Source organism: Streptomyces sp. NPDC037271 (genome assembly GCF_055603605.1).
In genome coordinates, this window is sequence record NZ_JBVJVN010000031.1 from 41,860 (window position 1) to 57,248 (window position 15,389).

At 71.9% G+C, this 15,389-nt stretch carries 20 protein-coding genes; 15 read left to right on the plus strand and 5 right to left on the minus strand.

Going from position 1 to position 15,389, the window contains the following annotated elements; genetic code table 11:
• Nucleotides 1–35: 35 nt before the first annotated feature.
• Both ACZ7G3_RS32790 and ACZ7G3_RS32795 read right to left on the minus strand, forming a co-directional pair.
• Nucleotides 36–1,058, minus strand: a complete 1,023-nt coding sequence (locus tag ACZ7G3_RS32790; protein WP_426525398.1) for a LacI family DNA-binding transcriptional regulator — start codon at nt 1,056–1,058, stop codon at nt 36–38.
• Nucleotides 1,059–1,147: 89 nt separating this feature from the next.
• Nucleotides 1,148–1,936, minus strand: coding sequence for a winged helix-turn-helix transcriptional regulator (locus ACZ7G3_RS32795; protein WP_426601837.1), 789 nt, complete (start codon nt 1,934–1,936; stop codon nt 1,148–1,150).
• A gap of 236 nt (nt 1,937–2,172) precedes the next feature.
• Here ACZ7G3_RS32795 and ACZ7G3_RS32800 point away from each other — a divergent pair, with 236 nt between their 5' ends.
• From ACZ7G3_RS32800 to ACZ7G3_RS32830, 7 genes are all read left to right on the plus strand, one after another.
• On the plus strand, nt 2,173–3,021 hold the full coding sequence (locus ACZ7G3_RS32800; protein WP_470930057.1) for an alpha/beta hydrolase: 849 nt from the start codon (nt 2,173–2,175) through the stop codon (nt 3,019–3,021).
• 62 nt (nt 3,022–3,083) lie between these two features.
• Nucleotides 3,084–3,338, plus strand: a complete 255-nt coding sequence (locus tag ACZ7G3_RS32805) for a MoaD/ThiS family protein (protein ID WP_053133327.1) — start codon at nt 3,084–3,086, stop codon at nt 3,336–3,338.
• Between the two features lie 3 nt (nt 3,339–3,341).
• Nucleotides 3,342–4,676, plus strand: a complete 1,335-nt coding sequence (locus ACZ7G3_RS32810; protein WP_470930059.1) for a hypothetical protein — start codon at nt 3,342–3,344, stop codon at nt 4,674–4,676.
• A gap of 238 nt (nt 4,677–4,914) precedes the next feature.
• Nucleotides 4,915–5,652 carry an LmeA family phospholipid-binding protein gene (locus ACZ7G3_RS32815; protein ID WP_470930061.1) on the plus strand — a complete coding sequence of 246 codons (738 nt, stop codon included), beginning with the start codon at nt 4,915–4,917 and terminating at the stop codon, nt 5,650–5,652.
• 496 nt (nt 5,653–6,148) lie between these two features.
• Complete coding sequence (locus ACZ7G3_RS32820; protein WP_426525388.1) at nt 6,149–6,994, plus strand: sulfurtransferase; 846 nt, start codon at nt 6,149–6,151, stop codon at nt 6,992–6,994.
• Between the two features lie 52 nt (nt 6,995–7,046).
• The gene (locus tag ACZ7G3_RS32825) at nt 7,047–7,334 is read left to right on the plus strand and encodes a DUF1416 domain-containing protein (protein ID WP_426525386.1); all 288 of its coding nucleotides are present in this window, start codon (nt 7,047–7,049) and stop codon (nt 7,332–7,334) included.
• Nucleotides 7,335–7,507: 173 nt separating this feature from the next.
• Entirely contained in the window at nt 7,508–7,768 is a 261-nt protein-coding gene (locus tag ACZ7G3_RS32830; RefSeq protein WP_470930063.1) for a DUF3099 domain-containing protein, read from the plus strand.
• 291 nt (nt 7,769–8,059) lie between these two features.
• Here the strand turns inward: ACZ7G3_RS32830 and ACZ7G3_RS32835 are convergent, their stop codons facing one another.
• Nucleotides 8,060–8,422 carry a DsrE family protein gene (locus ACZ7G3_RS32835; protein WP_382015775.1) on the minus strand — a complete coding sequence of 121 codons (363 nt, stop codon included), beginning with the start codon at nt 8,420–8,422 and terminating at the stop codon, nt 8,060–8,062.
• A 208-nt stretch (nt 8,423–8,630) separates the two neighbouring features.
• Between ACZ7G3_RS32835 and ACZ7G3_RS32840 the strand changes: the two genes are divergently transcribed.
• The 3 genes from ACZ7G3_RS32840 to ACZ7G3_RS32850 are packed head-to-tail and all read left to right on the plus strand — an operon-like array spanning nt 8,631 to nt 11,160.
• Nucleotides 8,631–9,314 (plus strand): hypothetical protein, encoded by a 684-nt coding sequence (locus ACZ7G3_RS32840; protein WP_470930065.1) that lies wholly within the window; start codon nt 8,631–8,633, stop codon nt 9,312–9,314.
• On the plus strand, nt 9,311–10,348 hold the full coding sequence (locus ACZ7G3_RS32845; protein ID WP_470930067.1) for a hypothetical protein: 1,038 nt from the start codon (nt 9,311–9,313) through the stop codon (nt 10,346–10,348). The genes ACZ7G3_RS32840 and ACZ7G3_RS32845 overlap by 4 nt, the downstream gene beginning before the upstream one ends.
• The gene (locus ACZ7G3_RS32850) at nt 10,345–11,160 is read left to right on the plus strand and encodes a hypothetical protein (RefSeq protein WP_470930068.1); all 816 of its coding nucleotides are present in this window, start codon (nt 10,345–10,347) and stop codon (nt 11,158–11,160) included. The genes ACZ7G3_RS32845 and ACZ7G3_RS32850 overlap by 4 nt, the downstream gene beginning before the upstream one ends.
• Before the next feature lie 42 nt (nt 11,161–11,202).
• Here ACZ7G3_RS32850 and ACZ7G3_RS32855 read toward each other — a convergent pair whose 3' ends face one another.
• Together ACZ7G3_RS32855 and ACZ7G3_RS32860 are read right to left on the minus strand one after the other, a co-directional pair.
• Entirely contained in the window at nt 11,203–11,454 is a 252-nt protein-coding gene (locus ACZ7G3_RS32855) for a hypothetical protein (RefSeq protein ID WP_470930070.1), read from the minus strand.
• On the minus strand, nt 11,451–11,843 hold the full coding sequence (locus tag ACZ7G3_RS32860) for a hypothetical protein (RefSeq protein WP_470930072.1): 393 nt from the start codon (nt 11,841–11,843) through the stop codon (nt 11,451–11,453). The genes ACZ7G3_RS32855 and ACZ7G3_RS32860 overlap by 4 nt, the downstream gene beginning before the upstream one ends.
• 171 nt (nt 11,844–12,014) lie before the next feature.
• On the opposite strand from ACZ7G3_RS32860, the gene ACZ7G3_RS32865 reads away from it, so the two are divergent.
• From ACZ7G3_RS32865 to ygfZ, 5 genes are all read left to right on the plus strand, one after another.
• Entirely contained in the window at nt 12,015–12,857 is an 843-nt protein-coding gene (locus ACZ7G3_RS32865; RefSeq protein ID WP_470930074.1) for a helix-turn-helix domain-containing protein, read from the plus strand.
• Nucleotides 12,839–13,132 carry a DUF397 domain-containing protein gene (locus tag ACZ7G3_RS32870; RefSeq protein ID WP_470930076.1) on the plus strand — a complete coding sequence of 98 codons (294 nt, stop codon included), beginning with the start codon at nt 12,839–12,841 and terminating at the stop codon, nt 13,130–13,132. The genes ACZ7G3_RS32865 and ACZ7G3_RS32870 overlap by 19 nt, the downstream gene beginning before the upstream one ends.
• Nucleotides 13,133–13,306: 174 nt before the next feature.
• Entirely contained in the window at nt 13,307–13,882 is a 576-nt protein-coding gene (locus ACZ7G3_RS32875) for a heme-binding beta-barrel domain-containing protein (RefSeq protein WP_426526456.1), read from the plus strand.
• A gap of 69 nt (nt 13,883–13,951) precedes the next feature.
• The gene (locus ACZ7G3_RS32880; RefSeq protein WP_426601830.1) at nt 13,952–14,389 is read left to right on the plus strand and encodes a Fur family transcriptional regulator; all 438 of its coding nucleotides are present in this window, start codon (nt 13,952–13,954) and stop codon (nt 14,387–14,389) included.
• Nucleotides 14,390–14,399: 10 nt separating this feature from the next.
• Entirely contained in the window at nt 14,400–15,365 is a 966-nt protein-coding gene (gene ygfZ, locus ACZ7G3_RS32885) for a CAF17-like 4Fe-4S cluster assembly/insertion protein YgfZ (protein WP_470930078.1), read from the plus strand.
• The last annotated feature ends 24 nt before the right edge of the window (nt 15,366–15,389 follow it).

Consider the following 15,389-nt stretch of genomic DNA (forward strand, 5'->3'; position numbering starts at 1 on the left):
AGCCCGGCAGAACCTCGTATGCCCGATATAAAGAGCTACTCGCAGCCGCAGGACTGCCGTACCACCAGCCGCGACGGGAACACCTTCAGCCGCTCCCGCCGTGAGCCCGCCACCCGCAGACCGTCGTCCAGGACCAGGTCCACGGCCGCCCGCGCCATCGCCGACCGGTCCGAGGCGACCGTCGTCAGCGGCGGGTCGGCCAGGTCCGCCTCCTTGATGTCGTCGAAGCCGGCGACCGCCAGCTCGCCGGGGACGTCGATGCGCAGCTCGCGCGCCGCGCGCAGCAGGCCGATCGCCTGGTCGTCCGTGGAGCAGAAGATCGCGGGCGGACGCCTGGGCCCGGAGAGGAGCTCCAGCGCGACGCGGTAGGCGTCGTAGCGGTTGTACGGCGCCTCGAAGAGCCGGCCCTCGGTGGAGAGCCCGGCCTCCTTCATCGCGCGCGTCCAGCCCTCGACGTGGTCGGAGACCGGGTCGCCGACGGACGGGGTCTCGGCGGTGCCGCCCATGCAGGCGACGTACTCGTATCCGTGCTCCAGGAGGTGGCGTACGGCGAGCTGGGCGCCGCCCAGGTCGTCGGTGACGACGGCGACGTCGTCGATGGCCTCGGGGCGCTCGTGCAGCAGGACGACCCGGGCGTCCCAGGCGTCGATCTCGGCGGCGGCCAGGTCGTTCAGGGCGTGGCTGACCAGGATCAGGCCGGAGACGCGCATCCCGAGGAAGGCGCGCAGATAGTGGACCTCGCGCTCGCCGACGTAGTCGGAGTTGCCGACGAGCACCATCTTCCCGCGCTCGGAGGCGGCCCACTCGACCGCGTGCGCCATCTCCGCGAAGAACGGCTGGCGCGCGTCCGGCACGATCAGGCCTATGAGGTCCGTGCGCCGTGACGCCATCGCCTGGGCGACCCGGTCCGGCCGGTACCCCAGTTCCTTGATCGCGGCGAGTACACGCTCGCGCGTGGCCGGGGCGACCGGCCGGGGTCCGTTGTTGATGACATAGCTGACGACGGCGGTGGAAGTCCCCGCCAGTCGCGCCACATCATCCCTAGTCACCTTGGCCACGCGCGGAGTCTACGCGGATGGAACCGTACCGGGCAGGGCGTATCACACCTTGGTTCACACCTGGTTCACGTCCTGGTTCACGCCCTGGTTCACGCGTTGGCCGACGTCGCCTCCGCCGCGGTGTCCGACCCCGCTTCCGCCTGCGCCTGGGACCGGGCCTTCGCCTTCGCCTTGGCGTCCTCCGAGGCGCGCTCCGACTTCTCGGGCTTCTCCGGCGTGACGAAGCGGTAGCCGACGTTGCGGACGGTCCCGATCAGCGACTCGTGCTCGGGGCCGAGCTTGGCGCGCAGCCGCCGTACGTGCACGTCGACCGTGCGGGTGCCGCCGAAGTAGTCGTAGCCCCAGACCTCCTGGAGCAGCTGGGCGCGGGTGAAGACCCGGCCCGGGTGCTGGGCGAGGTACTTCAGCAGCTCGAACTCCTTGAAGGTCAGGTCCAGGACCCGGCCCTTGAGCTTCGCCGAGTACGTCGCCTCGTCCACCGACAGGTCGCCGTTGCGGATCTCCATGGGGGAGTCGTCGCCGACGATCTGCTGGCGGCCCATGGCGAGGCGCAGCCGGGCCTCGACCTCCGCCGGACCGGCGGTGTCCAGCAGCACGTCGTCGATGCCCCAGTCGGCGGTGACGGCGGCCAGGCCGCCCTCGGTGACGACGAGGACCAGCGGACAGCTGAGCCCGGTGGACCGCAGCAGCTGGCACAGGCTGCGGACCTGGGGAAGGTCACGGCGCCCGTCGACGAGGATGACGTCGGCGCCGGGGGTGTCGACGAGGGCGGGTCCCTCCGCCGGGGCGACGCGCACGCTGTGCAGCAGCAGGCCGAGGGCGGGGAGCACCTCCGTCGACGGCTGGAGGGCGTTGGTCAGGAGCAGCAGCGAACTCATCGCGCCCCACCTGCCCGGGTCGTCCTGCGGTCGTGCACGTTTCGCTCGCCCATAACGTCTGGTTCCTCCTGGGTCCCTGCGAGGACGTTTACGGCACTGCTTCGTACAGGTGCGGACCCCGTTGGCCGTGGGGCCCACCGCGCGTCCGGGAGATGAACGCCGCGCGTCGCTCCCGGAAGCACAAAAGGACCCGGGGGCTACATTGCCCGAGTCCTCTGCCCAGCAGAATAGCCGACATGAGGAACCGACCGGCGGGTCATGTGGCGCGTCCCACCCATCGTCCGCATCCCGAGACGCCCCGCGGGACGCCGCGCCGCACGCCGTCACGCACCTTCCTGCGCGCATCCGACGGGGTCCGGATCGACGCCGTGTACGAGCCCGGCGCGGCCGGCCGCGGGGCCGCTGACCTGGTGTTCGTCATCGCGCACGGCTTCACGGGCGACGCGGACCGCCCGCACGTACGGCGGATCGCGGCGGCGCTGGCGCGCCACGGGGCCGTGGTCGCGTTCTCCTTCCGCGGGCACGGCGCGTCCGGCGGCCGGTCCACCGTCGGCGACCGCGAGGTGCTCGACCTGGCGGCGGCGGTCACCTGGGCGCGCGGTTTCGGGCACGCGCGCGTGGTGACCGTCGGCTTCTCCATGGGCGGCTCGGTGGTGCTGCGGCACGCCGCGCTGTACGGCGCCGACAGCGAGGCGCGTACGGACGCCGTCGTGTCGGTGAGCTCCCCCGCCCGCTGGTACTACCGGGGAACGGCGCCCATGCGCCGGCTGCACTGGCTGGTGATGCGGCCCGCCGGGCGCCTGGTGGGCCGCTACGGCCTGCGCACCCGTATCCACCACCGGGACTGGGACCCGGTGCCGCTGTCGCCGGTGGAGGCGGCGGGGCGGATCGCGCCGACACCGCTGCTCGTCGTCCACGGCGACCAGGACGGCTACTTTCCCCTCGACCACCCCCGGATGCTGGCCGAGGCCGCCGGTGACCACGGCGAACTGTGGCTGGAGCCCGGCATGGGCCACGCGGAGCACGCGTCCGACGAGGACCTGCTGCGCCGGATCGGCGACTGGGCCGCGTCCCGGGCGGGCTAGCCTGCATGTGTTCACTGCCGGTCGACACGGACGCCGATCGGCACCGGCGACGAAGGATGCAGATGGCAAAGGTCACGGTGCGCTACTGGGCCGCCGCGAAGGCCGCGGCGGGGGTGGCCGAGGAGCCGTACGAGGCGGCCACGCTCGCCGACGCGCTCGGCGCGGTGCGCGAGCGGCACCCCGGCGAACTCACGCGCGTGCTGCTGCGCTGCTCGTTCCTCGTCGACGGCGACCCCGTGGGCACCCGCGGGCATGAGACGGTACGGCTGGCCGACGGCGGCACGGTCGAGGTGCTCCCGCCGTTCGCAGGAGGGTGAGCGATGACCAACCAGCCGCATCAGCCGCATCAGCCGCATCAGTCGTACGAGGGGTACGAGGCGTACGACGCCCAGGCGTGGCCCGCGCAGCAGGCGCAGCAGGCGTACCAGGACGGCCAGGGTTACCAGGACCCGGACGCGGCCCAGTACACGCAGCAGTGGCAGGGGCAGACCTGGGAGACCCAGGTGCAGCCGCCGGTCTCCGCCGAGGAGACGGCGTATCTGCCGCCCCTGTCGACGCAGCCGCCGCACGGCCATCAGGAGCCGACGGGCACGCCGTACGGGACGACCGGGGGCTACGCAGCACAGCCGCAGCCGCAGCCGCAGCCGTATCCGTCGCAGCCGCAACCGTATCCGTCGCAGCCTCAGCCGTACCGGGCGCAGCCGCACCAGGCACAGTCACCGCCGTACCAGGCACAGCCGCAGGCCTACGCCCCCCAGCCCCACCCCCAGCCCCACTCCCAGCCGTACGAACCCCCTGCGCCCGACCCCGTGCCCGCCCCCGCGCCCTCCGCCCCCGAACCCTCCGCCCCCGCGGCCTCCGACGCGCCCGGCTACGGTCCCGCGACCATCGCCGGGAACACCCGGATCACCGACGCGCAGCGCGCCCGTGCCGAAGGGCGTTCGCCGATCATCGACCCGGGGATGCAGCCGGCCGGGCTCACCGCGCTGCTCGGGCTGCTGCTGGCCGGATCGGCGGCGCTCGGCACGTACGCCCTCCTCGTCCCGCTCGTCGCCCTCCAGGCCGTCACCGCGGCGGGCTGGTTCCGTCTGAACGGCATGTGGCCCGCCCGGCAGGGCATCGCGCTGGGCTTCGCGGGTGCCCTGGCCGCCGACGCGGCGATGCTGGTGTCCGACCGTTCCCCGGCGGCGATCCTCGGCACGCTCGGGGTGTGGGTGCTGCTGTCGCTCGTCCTGCAACTGCGCTCGCACGCCGACCCCGACGAGCGGATGTACGGCCTGATGGCCACCGTCGCCGCATCGGCCCTGGCGGTCGTCGCGGGCGGGTACCTCGCCGCCGACGCGGACGCGGTGACCGTGGGCGCGATCGCGGTGGCCGTCGCCGTCGTGGTCCGCGCCCTGCCGCTGCCGACGCCGGTGTCCGTGGTCGCCGCGCTGCTCGCGGCGGCCGGGGCGGGGATCGCGGTCGGCTCGATGACGGACTTCGGGACGTCGGGGGCGCTGCTCGGCGCGGGAGCGGCGGTGTGCGCGCTGATCGGCCACCGAGTGGCGGCCTACGACTACCCGTCCCGGTTCGTCCACTTCACGGCGGGCGTGGCGCTGCCCCTCGCGGCCGCGGCACCGGCCGTGTACGTGCTCGGCCGGGCGTTCGGCTGAGCCGCTGAGCCACCGCCCCGGGCCGTACGCTCCCCGGGCGGGGTTCCCCGGCCGCGGGTGCTCCCCGGGGGTGGCGCTCCCCGGCCGCGGCGCTCCCCGGGCCGCGCCGGGCCGCCCCCTGTCACAGGTGATCGACAAAACCCCGGTGGCCCTTCCCTGCCGCGTTACCCTCGCGCTGTACGGCCGCCGGCCGTCGGGGGACCGTCGTCGTTGACCGCCCAGGGTTGAGGAACACCGCATGCGTGCACTGCGAATACTGCTGATCGTCGTCGTGATCCTGGGCGGACTCTTCGTGATCGCGGACCGCTTGGCGGTCAACTTCGCCGAGGGTGAGGCGGCGGACCAGCTGCGCAGCACCGAGAACCTGGCCTCGGCGCCGGACGTCTCCATCAACGGCTTCCCCTTCCTCACCCAGGTCGTCGGCGGCGAGCTGGACGACGTCGAGGTCGGCATCGACGACTACGAGGCGTCCACCGGCAACGGCGGCGAGAAGATCATGATCGACAACCTGCGCGCGAACATGAAGGGCGTCGAGTTCTCGAGCGACTACAGCTCCGCCACCGCCGCCACCGCCACCGGCACCGCGACCGTCGGCTACGACGAGCTGATGAAGGCCGCCAAGTCCGAGCCCACGGCCATCGCGCCCGGTGTCACCGCCAAGGTCATCGGCCTCTCCGACGGCGGCAACGGCAAGATCAAGGTGTCGCTCGCGGCCACCGTGATGGGCGTCGACGTGCCCCAGCCGGTCGAGGTGCTCAGCACGGTCACGGTCAAGGACAACGACGTGGAGGTCGTCGCCGAAGGCCTGCCGGAGATCGGCGGCAAGCAGCTCGCCGAGTCCCGGATCCGGGCGATCACCGACTTCCAGCAGTCCATCGACGAACTGCCCGGCGGCATCGAGCTGGACAAGGTCGAGGCGGCGAAGGACGGCGTCGAGATCTCGGTGAAGGGTTCGAACGTCGTGCTGGCCGGGTAGGACGACGGTCGGCCTGCCGGTGACGACGGCCCGGCTGCCGGGCAGGACGACGGCCGGCTGCCGGAGAGGGCGACGGCCGGCTGCCGGAGATAGGCGGCGAACGACGACCGGGCGTCCGACAGGCGAGACGGCACCGTCCGTACCGCAGATGGAGCGCCGGTCGTCCTGCGTCGGGCACCCTTCGACGGCACTCCCCAACCCTCTGTTGTCCCGCATCGCGGACGATCATGTCTCACCATGCGACACGTCGGTGACATGGCCCACCGTCCGTCCCTACGATCAGGACTCATGAAGCGACAGGCGGATCTCACGAAGCGGCGGGCAGTGGACCTGTGCCGCGTTGCCGCCATGCTCTGTCGCACCTTCTGAGCGGACGGCGACGCCGCCGTCCGGTCCCCCTCACCGCCCTGGTCAGGGCACCCGCGCGCCGCTCCGGCCCGAGCGCGCACACCGTCTCACCGCACGCCCCGCCGCCAACTGCCCCGGAGGAGAAATCATGAGCCGCAGCGACGTACTGGTCGACGCCGACTGGCTGCAGGACCACCTGGACGACCCGAGCATCGCCATCGTGGAGGTGGACGAGGACACGTCCGCCTACGAGAAGAACCACATCAAGAACGCGATCCGGATCGACTGGACCCAGGACCTCCAGGACCCGGTCCGCCGCGACTTCGTCGACCAGGAGGGCTTCGAGAAGCTCCTGTCGGCCAAGGGGATCTCCAACGACCACACCGTGGTCCTCTACGGCGGCAACAACAACTGGTTCGCGTCCTACGCCTACTGGTACTTCAAGCTGTACGGCCACGACAACGTCAAGCTCCTCGACGGCGGCCGCAAGAAGTGGGAGCTGGACGCCCGCGAGCTGGTCGACGGCGCCGACGTGCCCGAGCGCCCCGCCACCGACTACAAGGCCAAGCCGCAGAACACCGCGATCCGCGCCTTCCGCGACGACGTGGTCGCCGCCATCGGCGCGCAGAACCTGGTCGACGTCCGGTCGCCCGACGAGTTCTCCGGCAAGCTGCTCGCCCCGGCCCACCTTCCGCAGGAGCAGTCGCAGCGCCCGGGCCACGTCCCGTCCGCCCGCAACATCCCGTGGTCGAAGAACGCCAACGACGACGGCACCTTCAAGTCCGACGACGAGCTCAAGGCGCTCTACGAGGACGAGCAGGTCGACCTGGCGAAGGACACCATCGCCTACTGCCGCATCGGTGAGCGCTCCGCCCTGACCTGGTTCGTCCTGCACGAACTGCTGGGCGTGGAGAACGTCAAGAACTACGACGGCTCCTGGACCGAGTACGGCTCCCTCGTCGGCGTGCCGATCGAGCTCGGCGCGGCCAAGTAAGCAAGCGGGTAGTACACCCGACCGACCTTTCCCAACCCTTCAGGAGTACGACATGTGCGGAGCGAAGGCCGGCGGCCCCGACGCCTCGACGATCAAGCCGGGTGAGACCACGATCCAGGGCCAGGTGACCCGCGACGGCGAGCCGGTGACGGGCTACGTCCGTCTGCTGGACTCCACCGGCGAGTTCACCGCGGAGGTCCCGACCTCCGCCACGGGCCAGTTCCGGTTCTACGCGGCCGAGGGCACCTGGACCGTACGGGCACTCGTCCCGGGCGCCAGCGCCGACCGCACGGTCGTCGCCCAGCCGGGTGGGCTGGCCGAGGTCGCGATCGCCGTCTGACGGCCAGTGACGGCCGGAGGGCCGCACCCCGCGGGTTGGACGCCGCCCGGGGTGCGGCCCTCCGGCGTGTCCGGTCCCGTGTCCGGTCCCGTGTCCGGTCCCGTGTCCGGTCCGGTGTCCGGTACCGCCTCCGGGCTCCTGTCGGGTCCCGCGTCCGGACCTACCCTGGACGTATGTACGCACGGCGGCGGCACATCTACTTCGTGATGATGGGCGTCTGCATCGGGCTGTTCGTCCTGGCCTGGGGCGTCGTCCGTCTCTGGTCGGTCCCCGCGGCCGTCGGCATGTGCGTGGTCGCCATGGTCATCCCCCCGCTCGCCGCGGTCGTCGCCAACCGCCGCGGCCCCGACGACCGCTGGTGGGACGACCCGTCGGGTGACGCCCAGTCCGACGAGTGGTGGGACGAGCTGGACGGCAGGAAGGGGCGTCACTAGGACCGATGCCTCGCGGACCCACGCCCCGTAGGCGCACGGTTCCCATAGCCCGCGCCCCGTAGGGGCACGGTCCCGGCCATGCCCCGTGGGCGCACGGTCGCATCGATCCACGCCCCGGCCGCGAGCCCGTTCCCCGGAGCCCAGGGACGCCGCCGATCTGCGGGACCTGGTCCTGCCGGCGCCCGACGGAGTCGGAAGCGTGAACACTTCGGCCCTGGTGTCCTCGGGGCGCTCGAATGAGCGGTTGGAGGACACTTGGGTGCTGGGCGTTCACGCTTTTCGGGGAGGAGGTCAGTAGATGAGGGCCTGGGTGTCGTCGGCCAGCGCCTCCTGTACGAAGACCTGCGCGCCCGCGATGCGTACGCCCTCGATGACGTCCTTCTCGGTGAGGTCGCGCCGAGCCGCGCACTGCGTGCACAGCGTCACCCGGCCGCCCGCCAGCAGCGAGTCCAGCAGGTCCGGCAGCGGCGCGGCGTGCGGCAGCTCGAACTCGGCCGCGCGCCCCGGCACCGCGAACCAGGCGGACTCCCCGGTCAGCCACAGCGACACGTCGACACCGCTGGCCACGGCCACCGCCGCCACCGTGAACGCCTGAGAACACCGCTCGGGCGCGTCCGCCCCCGCCGTCACCTTGATCACGAGCTTCTTCGCCATGGCCGAATCGTAATCAACGCCATCACAACCCCGGCGCCAGGCTGTGGGTCTCCTGTGCGCGCGACTGATCGAATGCGTCATACACGTTCTGTGGGGGGACGTCTTGGAAGAGGAAACGGAACCGGAAGCGGAACCGCGAACGGAGGGCACGCCGCCGGCCGACGGGACGGTGCCGGAGCCACGGCCGCGTCGACGCGGCCGTACCACCGTGCTCATCTGCACCGCCGCCGTACTCGGGCTGGTCGCCGGCGTCTGCGCCGGCTACCTCGTGCAGGCCGACCGGGAGCCGACGAAGCTGCCGTCGTTGGCCCGGCCGCTGGCCGCGCCCGGCAAGGGTGAGGTGCCGCAGCGGCTGCCCGCCGCGCAGGACCGCAGGGTGCGGACCGACGGCGACCTGCGCGAGCTGTTGCTGGAGAAGCCGCGCGCCGCCCAGGACCTCGAGTGGCCGGAGGGCGAGGACGGCTGGATGGACCTCGCCACGTACGCGGAGACCTATGAGCGGCCGGGCGTGCAGTTCGCCGCGCTGCTCCACGACGAGTTCCGCCGGGCGGCCGTCGGCGGTTGGTACGTCGAAGGCTCCTACGCGGTGAGCATCCGGCTGGTCCAGTTCCGTCAGGAGGAGGTTCTGGTGGTGGGGGAGAAGGTCGCCGTAGCGAAGTACTGGGCGATGCGGGACGAGGACACCGACAGTTGGCCCGTCCCGGGGACCGGGGACGGGCGGGCGTACGTCCACGGGCTGCCCACCGGCGAGCCGGGAGAGCCGCCGGTGTACACCGCGGAGGCGCACGCCCGGCGGGGTGACGTGGCCATGGAGATCTGGGTCAACGGCGACAAGCCGATCAGCAAGCAGACGATCCTGGACCTGGCCGAGCGGCAGATGGAGCGCCTGTGAACGAGAACCGGAACGGCGAGCCGGCGCTCCCGGCCCTCAGCGTCCCCGAGCCGCCGCATCCCACCTCCGCCCTACCGCCCCCCGACGCGCCCGCCGAGTCCCACGCAACCGCCGAACCGGACAGGACGCCGCGCATCGACGTTCTCACCGAGTCCGACGCGAGCGCCGGAGCCGACGCGAGCGCCGGTTCCAGCGAGTCCACCGAGCCCGGCGCTTCCACCGGTTCCGGCGAGGCCGATACGCCCGTGGAGCCCGACGCGGTCGACGCGCGGCCTGGGCGTGGTCGGCGTCTCGCGGTGGCCGGCAGCGCGCTCGTGCTGGCGGCCGTCACCGTCGCGGGCGCCGGGTACACCGCCGTGACCGTGAGGGACGCCGACCGCAGCCCGGGCGCCCCCACCTTGGCGCTCCCCAAGGCCGCGCCGGAGAAGAAGGCGGAGCAGGCACCGGTCCCGGCCGGAGCCGCCGGCCTGGCCCAGACCCTCGTGCCGTACCGGAACGACGCCTGGTCGCGCGGCCCCGACCTCGGAGAGTTCGGCTCGGACGCCACGCTGAGCGGCGCCCAGGCCACCGCCCTGCGCAAGGAGTCACTGGCCGGCCTGCCCCGCTCCGAGCGCAAGGAGCTGGAAAAGGAGATCGACCGCCGGCACATCACGGGCATGGCGATGCGGAACTACGCCGGTGGCGGCCACGTCACCGACGACGGACAGGCGGGCGCGGCCACGGTGACGATCGTGCTCTCCCGCATGGGGAACCGGTCGGCGGTACGCGATATGGCGACGCGTCAGAACGAGTTCCTCGCGGCGATGGACGTCTTCCGTGAGGGCCCGCGCATCAAGGGCCACAAGGACGCCAGGTGCTTCCGTCCGTCCGCGGAGTCCGACCAGGAACTCGACATGGTCTTCTGCGCCGCCTACGAGGGAGACGTGCTGGTCACCGTCACCGCCGACAGTGTGCGGCCGTTCGACACCGAGAGCTTCACCGAGCTGGTGACCGAACAGCTCGACCGCATCGCCGAGCCCGGGGAGTCCGTGTGACCGAGCAGACCGCCCGGCCGGCGCCGGGGGAGCGAGACCGCCGCGTGCTGCGCGCGGTGCTGCGCTGGAGCGCGGCCGTCGCCGTGTTCGCGGCCGTCGGGTCGGTGACGGCGTACGGCGTCACCCGCGTGGAGCGCACGGACGTACCCGGCCTGGCGACCGAGTCGGACGGACGGTGGGACTACCCCGCGCTCACCGCCGCACCGCTGCCGTCCGGCAGCCCGGGACCGTTCGCCGAGGAGAACGCGGCGGGCGCCCACTACGCCGACCTGCGCGACCTGGTCCTGCCGGCCCCCGAGGGCGCGACGGTGGACAAGGCGCTGCGCGGAAAGGACGGCTGGCTGCCCACCGACGTCTTCCTCCGGGAGTACCAGGTGGAGTCGGACCGGGACTCCCTGCGGCGGATGCTCGTCGACAGGGGACTGCGGCACATCGCCGCCCGCGGCTGGACCACGCCGGACGGCACCCACACGCGGATCTACCTGCTCCACTTCGACACCGCGGCCGTCGTGGACGAGCTGAAGGCCCTTCACATCGCGCCTGCCCTCAACCCGGCCTTCGCGGTGCGGGGCGAGGACCTGTCCGTGCCCGGCGAGACCTTCCTCGGCGAGAGGGTTCCGGAGGAGGCCCGGTTCGACGACGTCACGTACACCTTCTACGTCGAACCCGAGCCGTACGGCGCCGAACAGGTGCTCCAGGCCTACCTCGGCGCCGGTGACGTGCTGGCCGTCGTCCTGCAGAGCCGCAAGGGCGGCGCCTGGGCGGTGCCCTTCCAGCAGACCGTCGTCCTGCAGAGCCAACTGCTGCACTGATCCGCCGGGCGGACGGACCCCACGGGGCCTGTGTACTCGGCGTCAGACGGCGAAGGTGATCGTCACCAGCAGCGTCGCGACCCACAGGACGGTGAGCAGGCCGCTGACGGTGGCGCCGTCCAGCCGGGTGCGCCGCCGGTGCCGGGCCTTGTGCTTCGGCACGGGCCTCGGCGGGTGGTCCGGATGGAACGGCGGCAGCGCGAAGCCGGGGGAGAGGGGAGCGCGGTCCCGCCGCGGCGCGAGCCGCTGCGCCCGCCGGCACTCCTCGTAGGGCAGTCCGCCGTCGTACGTCATCCCTCGTGCTCCTTGCGCCGGTGCTGGCGCAGCAGGACGTTCGCGTCCGTCACCGCGCTGTGGTCGAACGCCGCCCGTGCGGCCTCCCGCCGGTCGGCCAGCCAGGCGCAGGCCTCGCAGCCGGGTACCGGCAGGGGCGGCCGCTCCAGCTCGCCGGGGACCGGAGGCGCGGCGAGAGTGCGGTCGTTCACCGCACGCAGGCTCGCCCCGAGCCGCTCCCGGTCGGTCGCCGGGCGCAGCGCCGCCGGCTCCGCCTCCCACTCCCGCCCGCCGCCGAGCGGCCGGAGCATCGCGCGCGACCCGCTGTGACCCCGGTACTCACCGACCTTGGCGGCGGCGGTGTCGTAGAGCACGGTGCCGGGCTCGTAGGTGGCCGGTTCTGTTCTCACGGATCCGCTCCCTTACGTCAATGTCTGTACGGAATGCGACAGTTGCCCTACTCTGCGTAGTGGTGGGCAGTAAGAGCATGACCCGGACTGGGGGTCGCCAGGCCGGAAACGGCCGCTAGTGCCACACCGGGCGCTCCAAATTCCACAAATTCCACAGCCGGGAGGGGTGGCGTGCCGCAGCGGAGGGCGATCACGGGTCGCAGTCAGGGACCGAGGGCGCGGTTCGCGGAGGAGCTGCGGCTGCTCCGGCAGGGGCGGGGCGTGTCCCTGCGGGGCATGGCGGAGGCGGTGGGCTGGGACGCGTCCCAGTTCGGAAAGATGGAGAACGGCCACACGCTGGGCGGCCCGGAGATCGTCGAGGCGCTGGACCAGTACTACGGCACGGGCGGCATGCTGCTCACGCTGTGGGAGCTGGCGGTGGCCGATCCCACGCAGTTCAAGGAGCGGTACCGCCGGTACATGGTCCTGGAGGCCGAGGCGGTGAGCATGTGGCAGTACTCGCCGAGCATCGTGCCGGGCCTGCTCCAGACGCCGGAGTACGCGACGGAGCTGCTCAGCCAGGGCGGACTGACGGGCGTCGAGCTGGACAAGCAGGTGGCGGCGCGCATGAGCCGGCGTGAACCGCTGCTGGCCGAGGGCGGGCCGCAGTTCCGGGCCCTGCTCTCCGAGGCAGCGCTGCGCAGCCCGATGAGCGCACCCGCTAATTGGCGGGCGCAGTTGTCTCATCTCCTGGTGATGGGAGGCCGTGCCAACGTCACCCTCCAGGTGCAGCTGCTATCGGCCGGGCTGCACGGGCTGCCCAACACCGACGCCATGTTCCTGCGCGGCACCAGCGGCCGAGCTGTGGCTTGGGTGGAAACGGGCTACTCAGGCGAACTGGTGCAAGAAACTCAGGCCGTTGATCTGCTCCAGCTCCGATACGATCGGGTGCGCGATATGGCCCTGTCTCCGGGGGCGTCGCGGGAGTTCATCGAGCGGATGCTGGAGGAAGCGCCATGCAAGCCATCGATCTGAGCACGATTACGTGGCGCAAGAGCAGCTACAGCAACCCGGACGGCGGCAACTGCGTCGAGGTCTCCGACGACCTCCTCCGTACCGCCGACTGGCGCAGGAGCAGCTACAGCAACCAGGACGGCGGCGCCTGCGTCGAGGTCGCCGCCAACCTCCCCTCCCTCGTCCCCGTGCGGGACAGCAAGGACCCCGCCCGCGGAGCCCTCCTGTTCACCGCGCCCGCATGGGCCGCCTTCGTGGGCGGAGTCCGACGGGAAGCGGCCGGAGGGGCCGCGTAAGCTGGGGGCGGCCCTGTCGTATGCCCCCCCCGCTCAAGGAGCACCCCGTGGAGATCTTCTTCGAAGCCCTGCTGGTCCTGGTCTGCGTCGGCGTCCTCGCCTTCGCCGGTCTGACCGTGAAGAAGCTGTACCAGGGCCAGCGCTGATCACCGACGCCAGGAAGTAAGTCCGCTCATGATCGAGATTCCGTCCGACCTGCACAAGGACCTCGTCCCCCTCGCCTTCCTCCTCGGCGACTGGGCGGGCGCGGGCGTGCACGACTTCCCCGGCGCCGAGAAGTGCAACTTCGGGCAGGAGGTCTCCTTCACCCACGACGGACGGGACTTCCTGGAGTACCGGTCGCACACCTGGGTGCTGGACAACGACGGCAACAAGGTCCGCCCGCTCGAGTCCGAGCACGGCTTCTGGCGCATCGACGCCAACCGCAAGGTCGAGGTGACGATGACCCGCGACGACGGCGTCATCGAGATCTGGTACGGCGAGCTGGCCGACCAGAAGCCCCAGATCGACCTGGTCACGGACGCGGTGGCCCGCACGGCGGCCTCGCAGCCCTACACCGGCGGCAAGCGGCTGTACGGCTACGTCAAGAGCGACCTGATGTGGGTCGGCGAGAAGCAGACCCCCGAGGTCGAGCTGCGCCCCTACATGTCGGCGCACCTGAAGAAGGTCGTCACCCCGGAGGACGTCGAGCGCTGGGCCAAGGCCCTGCCCGACGACATGCCCGACGACGGGATCGCCTTCTTCAAGTAGGCCCTTCGGATTCAGTAGGCCCTTCGGATTTCAAGTAGATCCCTCCGGAGAGGTCCTAGACTCGTGGGTGTGGTGAGCACCGACTGGAAGAGCGACCTCAGGCAGCGCGGCTACCGGCTGACCCCGCAGCGGCAGCTGGTGCTCGAAGCCGTGGACACCCTGGAGCACGCGACCCCCGACGACATCCTCGGAGAAGTGAGGAAGACGGCGTCGGGGGTCAACATTTCCACCGTCTACCGCACGCTGGAGCTCCTGGAGGAGCTCGGGCTGGTCAGCCACGCCCACCTCGGGCACGGTGCGCCCACCTACCACCTGGCCGACCGGCACCACCACATCCACCTGGTCTGCCGGGACTGCACCAACGTGATCGAGGCCGATCTGTCGGTGGCCGCCGAGTTCACCGACAAGCTGCGGGAACAGTTCGGCTTCGACACCGACCTGAAGCACTTCGCGATCTTCGGCCGGTGCGAGGACTGCTCGCTGAGGGGTTCAACTACCGAGTCGTAGGCTAGGGCGTATGAAGAGCCCCCTGCTGTCCCTGCCCGGCGCCGTCCCCGCCGAGGGCGTGGACGAAGGCGTCGCCGCCCACTACGGCGACCTGTTCCGCGAGCAGCGCGCCCTCGCCGACGGCACCGGCTTCGTCGACCTCTCCCACCGCGGTGTCGTCACCGTCACGGGCGACGACCGGCTGACCTGGCTGCACCTGCTGCTCACCCAGCACGTCAGCGAGCTGCCGGCCGGCGAGGCGACCGAGGCGCTGATCCTCTCCGCGAACGGCCACATCGAACACGCCCTGTACCTCGTCGACGACGGCACGACCGTCTGGGCCCACGTGGAGCCCGGCAGCCAGGAGGCGCTGATCGCCTACCTGGAGTCGATGAAGTTCTTCTACCGGGTCGAGGTCGCCGACCGCACCGCCGACATCGCGGTCGTGCACGTGCCGGCCGGCTCGATCACCGAGGTCCCCGAGGGCGTCGCCGTCCGGGAGACGCCGTACGGCCGTGATCTCTTCCTGCCGCGCGAGGAACTGGAGGCGTTCGCCGCGCAGGCCGGCCCGCCGGCCGGGATCCTGGCGCACGAGGCGCTGCGCGTCGAGCAGCACCGTCCCCGCCTCGGCTTCGAGACCGACCACCGGACCATCCCGCACGAGCTGGGCTGGATCGGGACGGCGGTCCACCTCCAGAAGGGGTGCTACCGGGGGCAGGAGACCGTCGCCCGGGTGCACAACCTCGGCAAGCCGCCGCGCCGCCTGGTCTTCCTGCACCTGGACGGCAGCGAGGTCCACCTGCCGGGGCCCGGCGCGGAGATCCGCCTCGCGGACGACGGCCCCGACGGCCGCAAGATCGGTTTCGTCACCACGTCCGTACGCCACCACGAGCTGGGCCCGGTCGCCCTCGCCCTGGTGAAGCGGAACGTGCCGGTGGACGCCCGGCTGATGGCGGAGGAGACCGCGGCCGCCCAGGAGACGGTCGTAGAGCCCTGAGCGTGCGCTGATCCCCGGGATTCC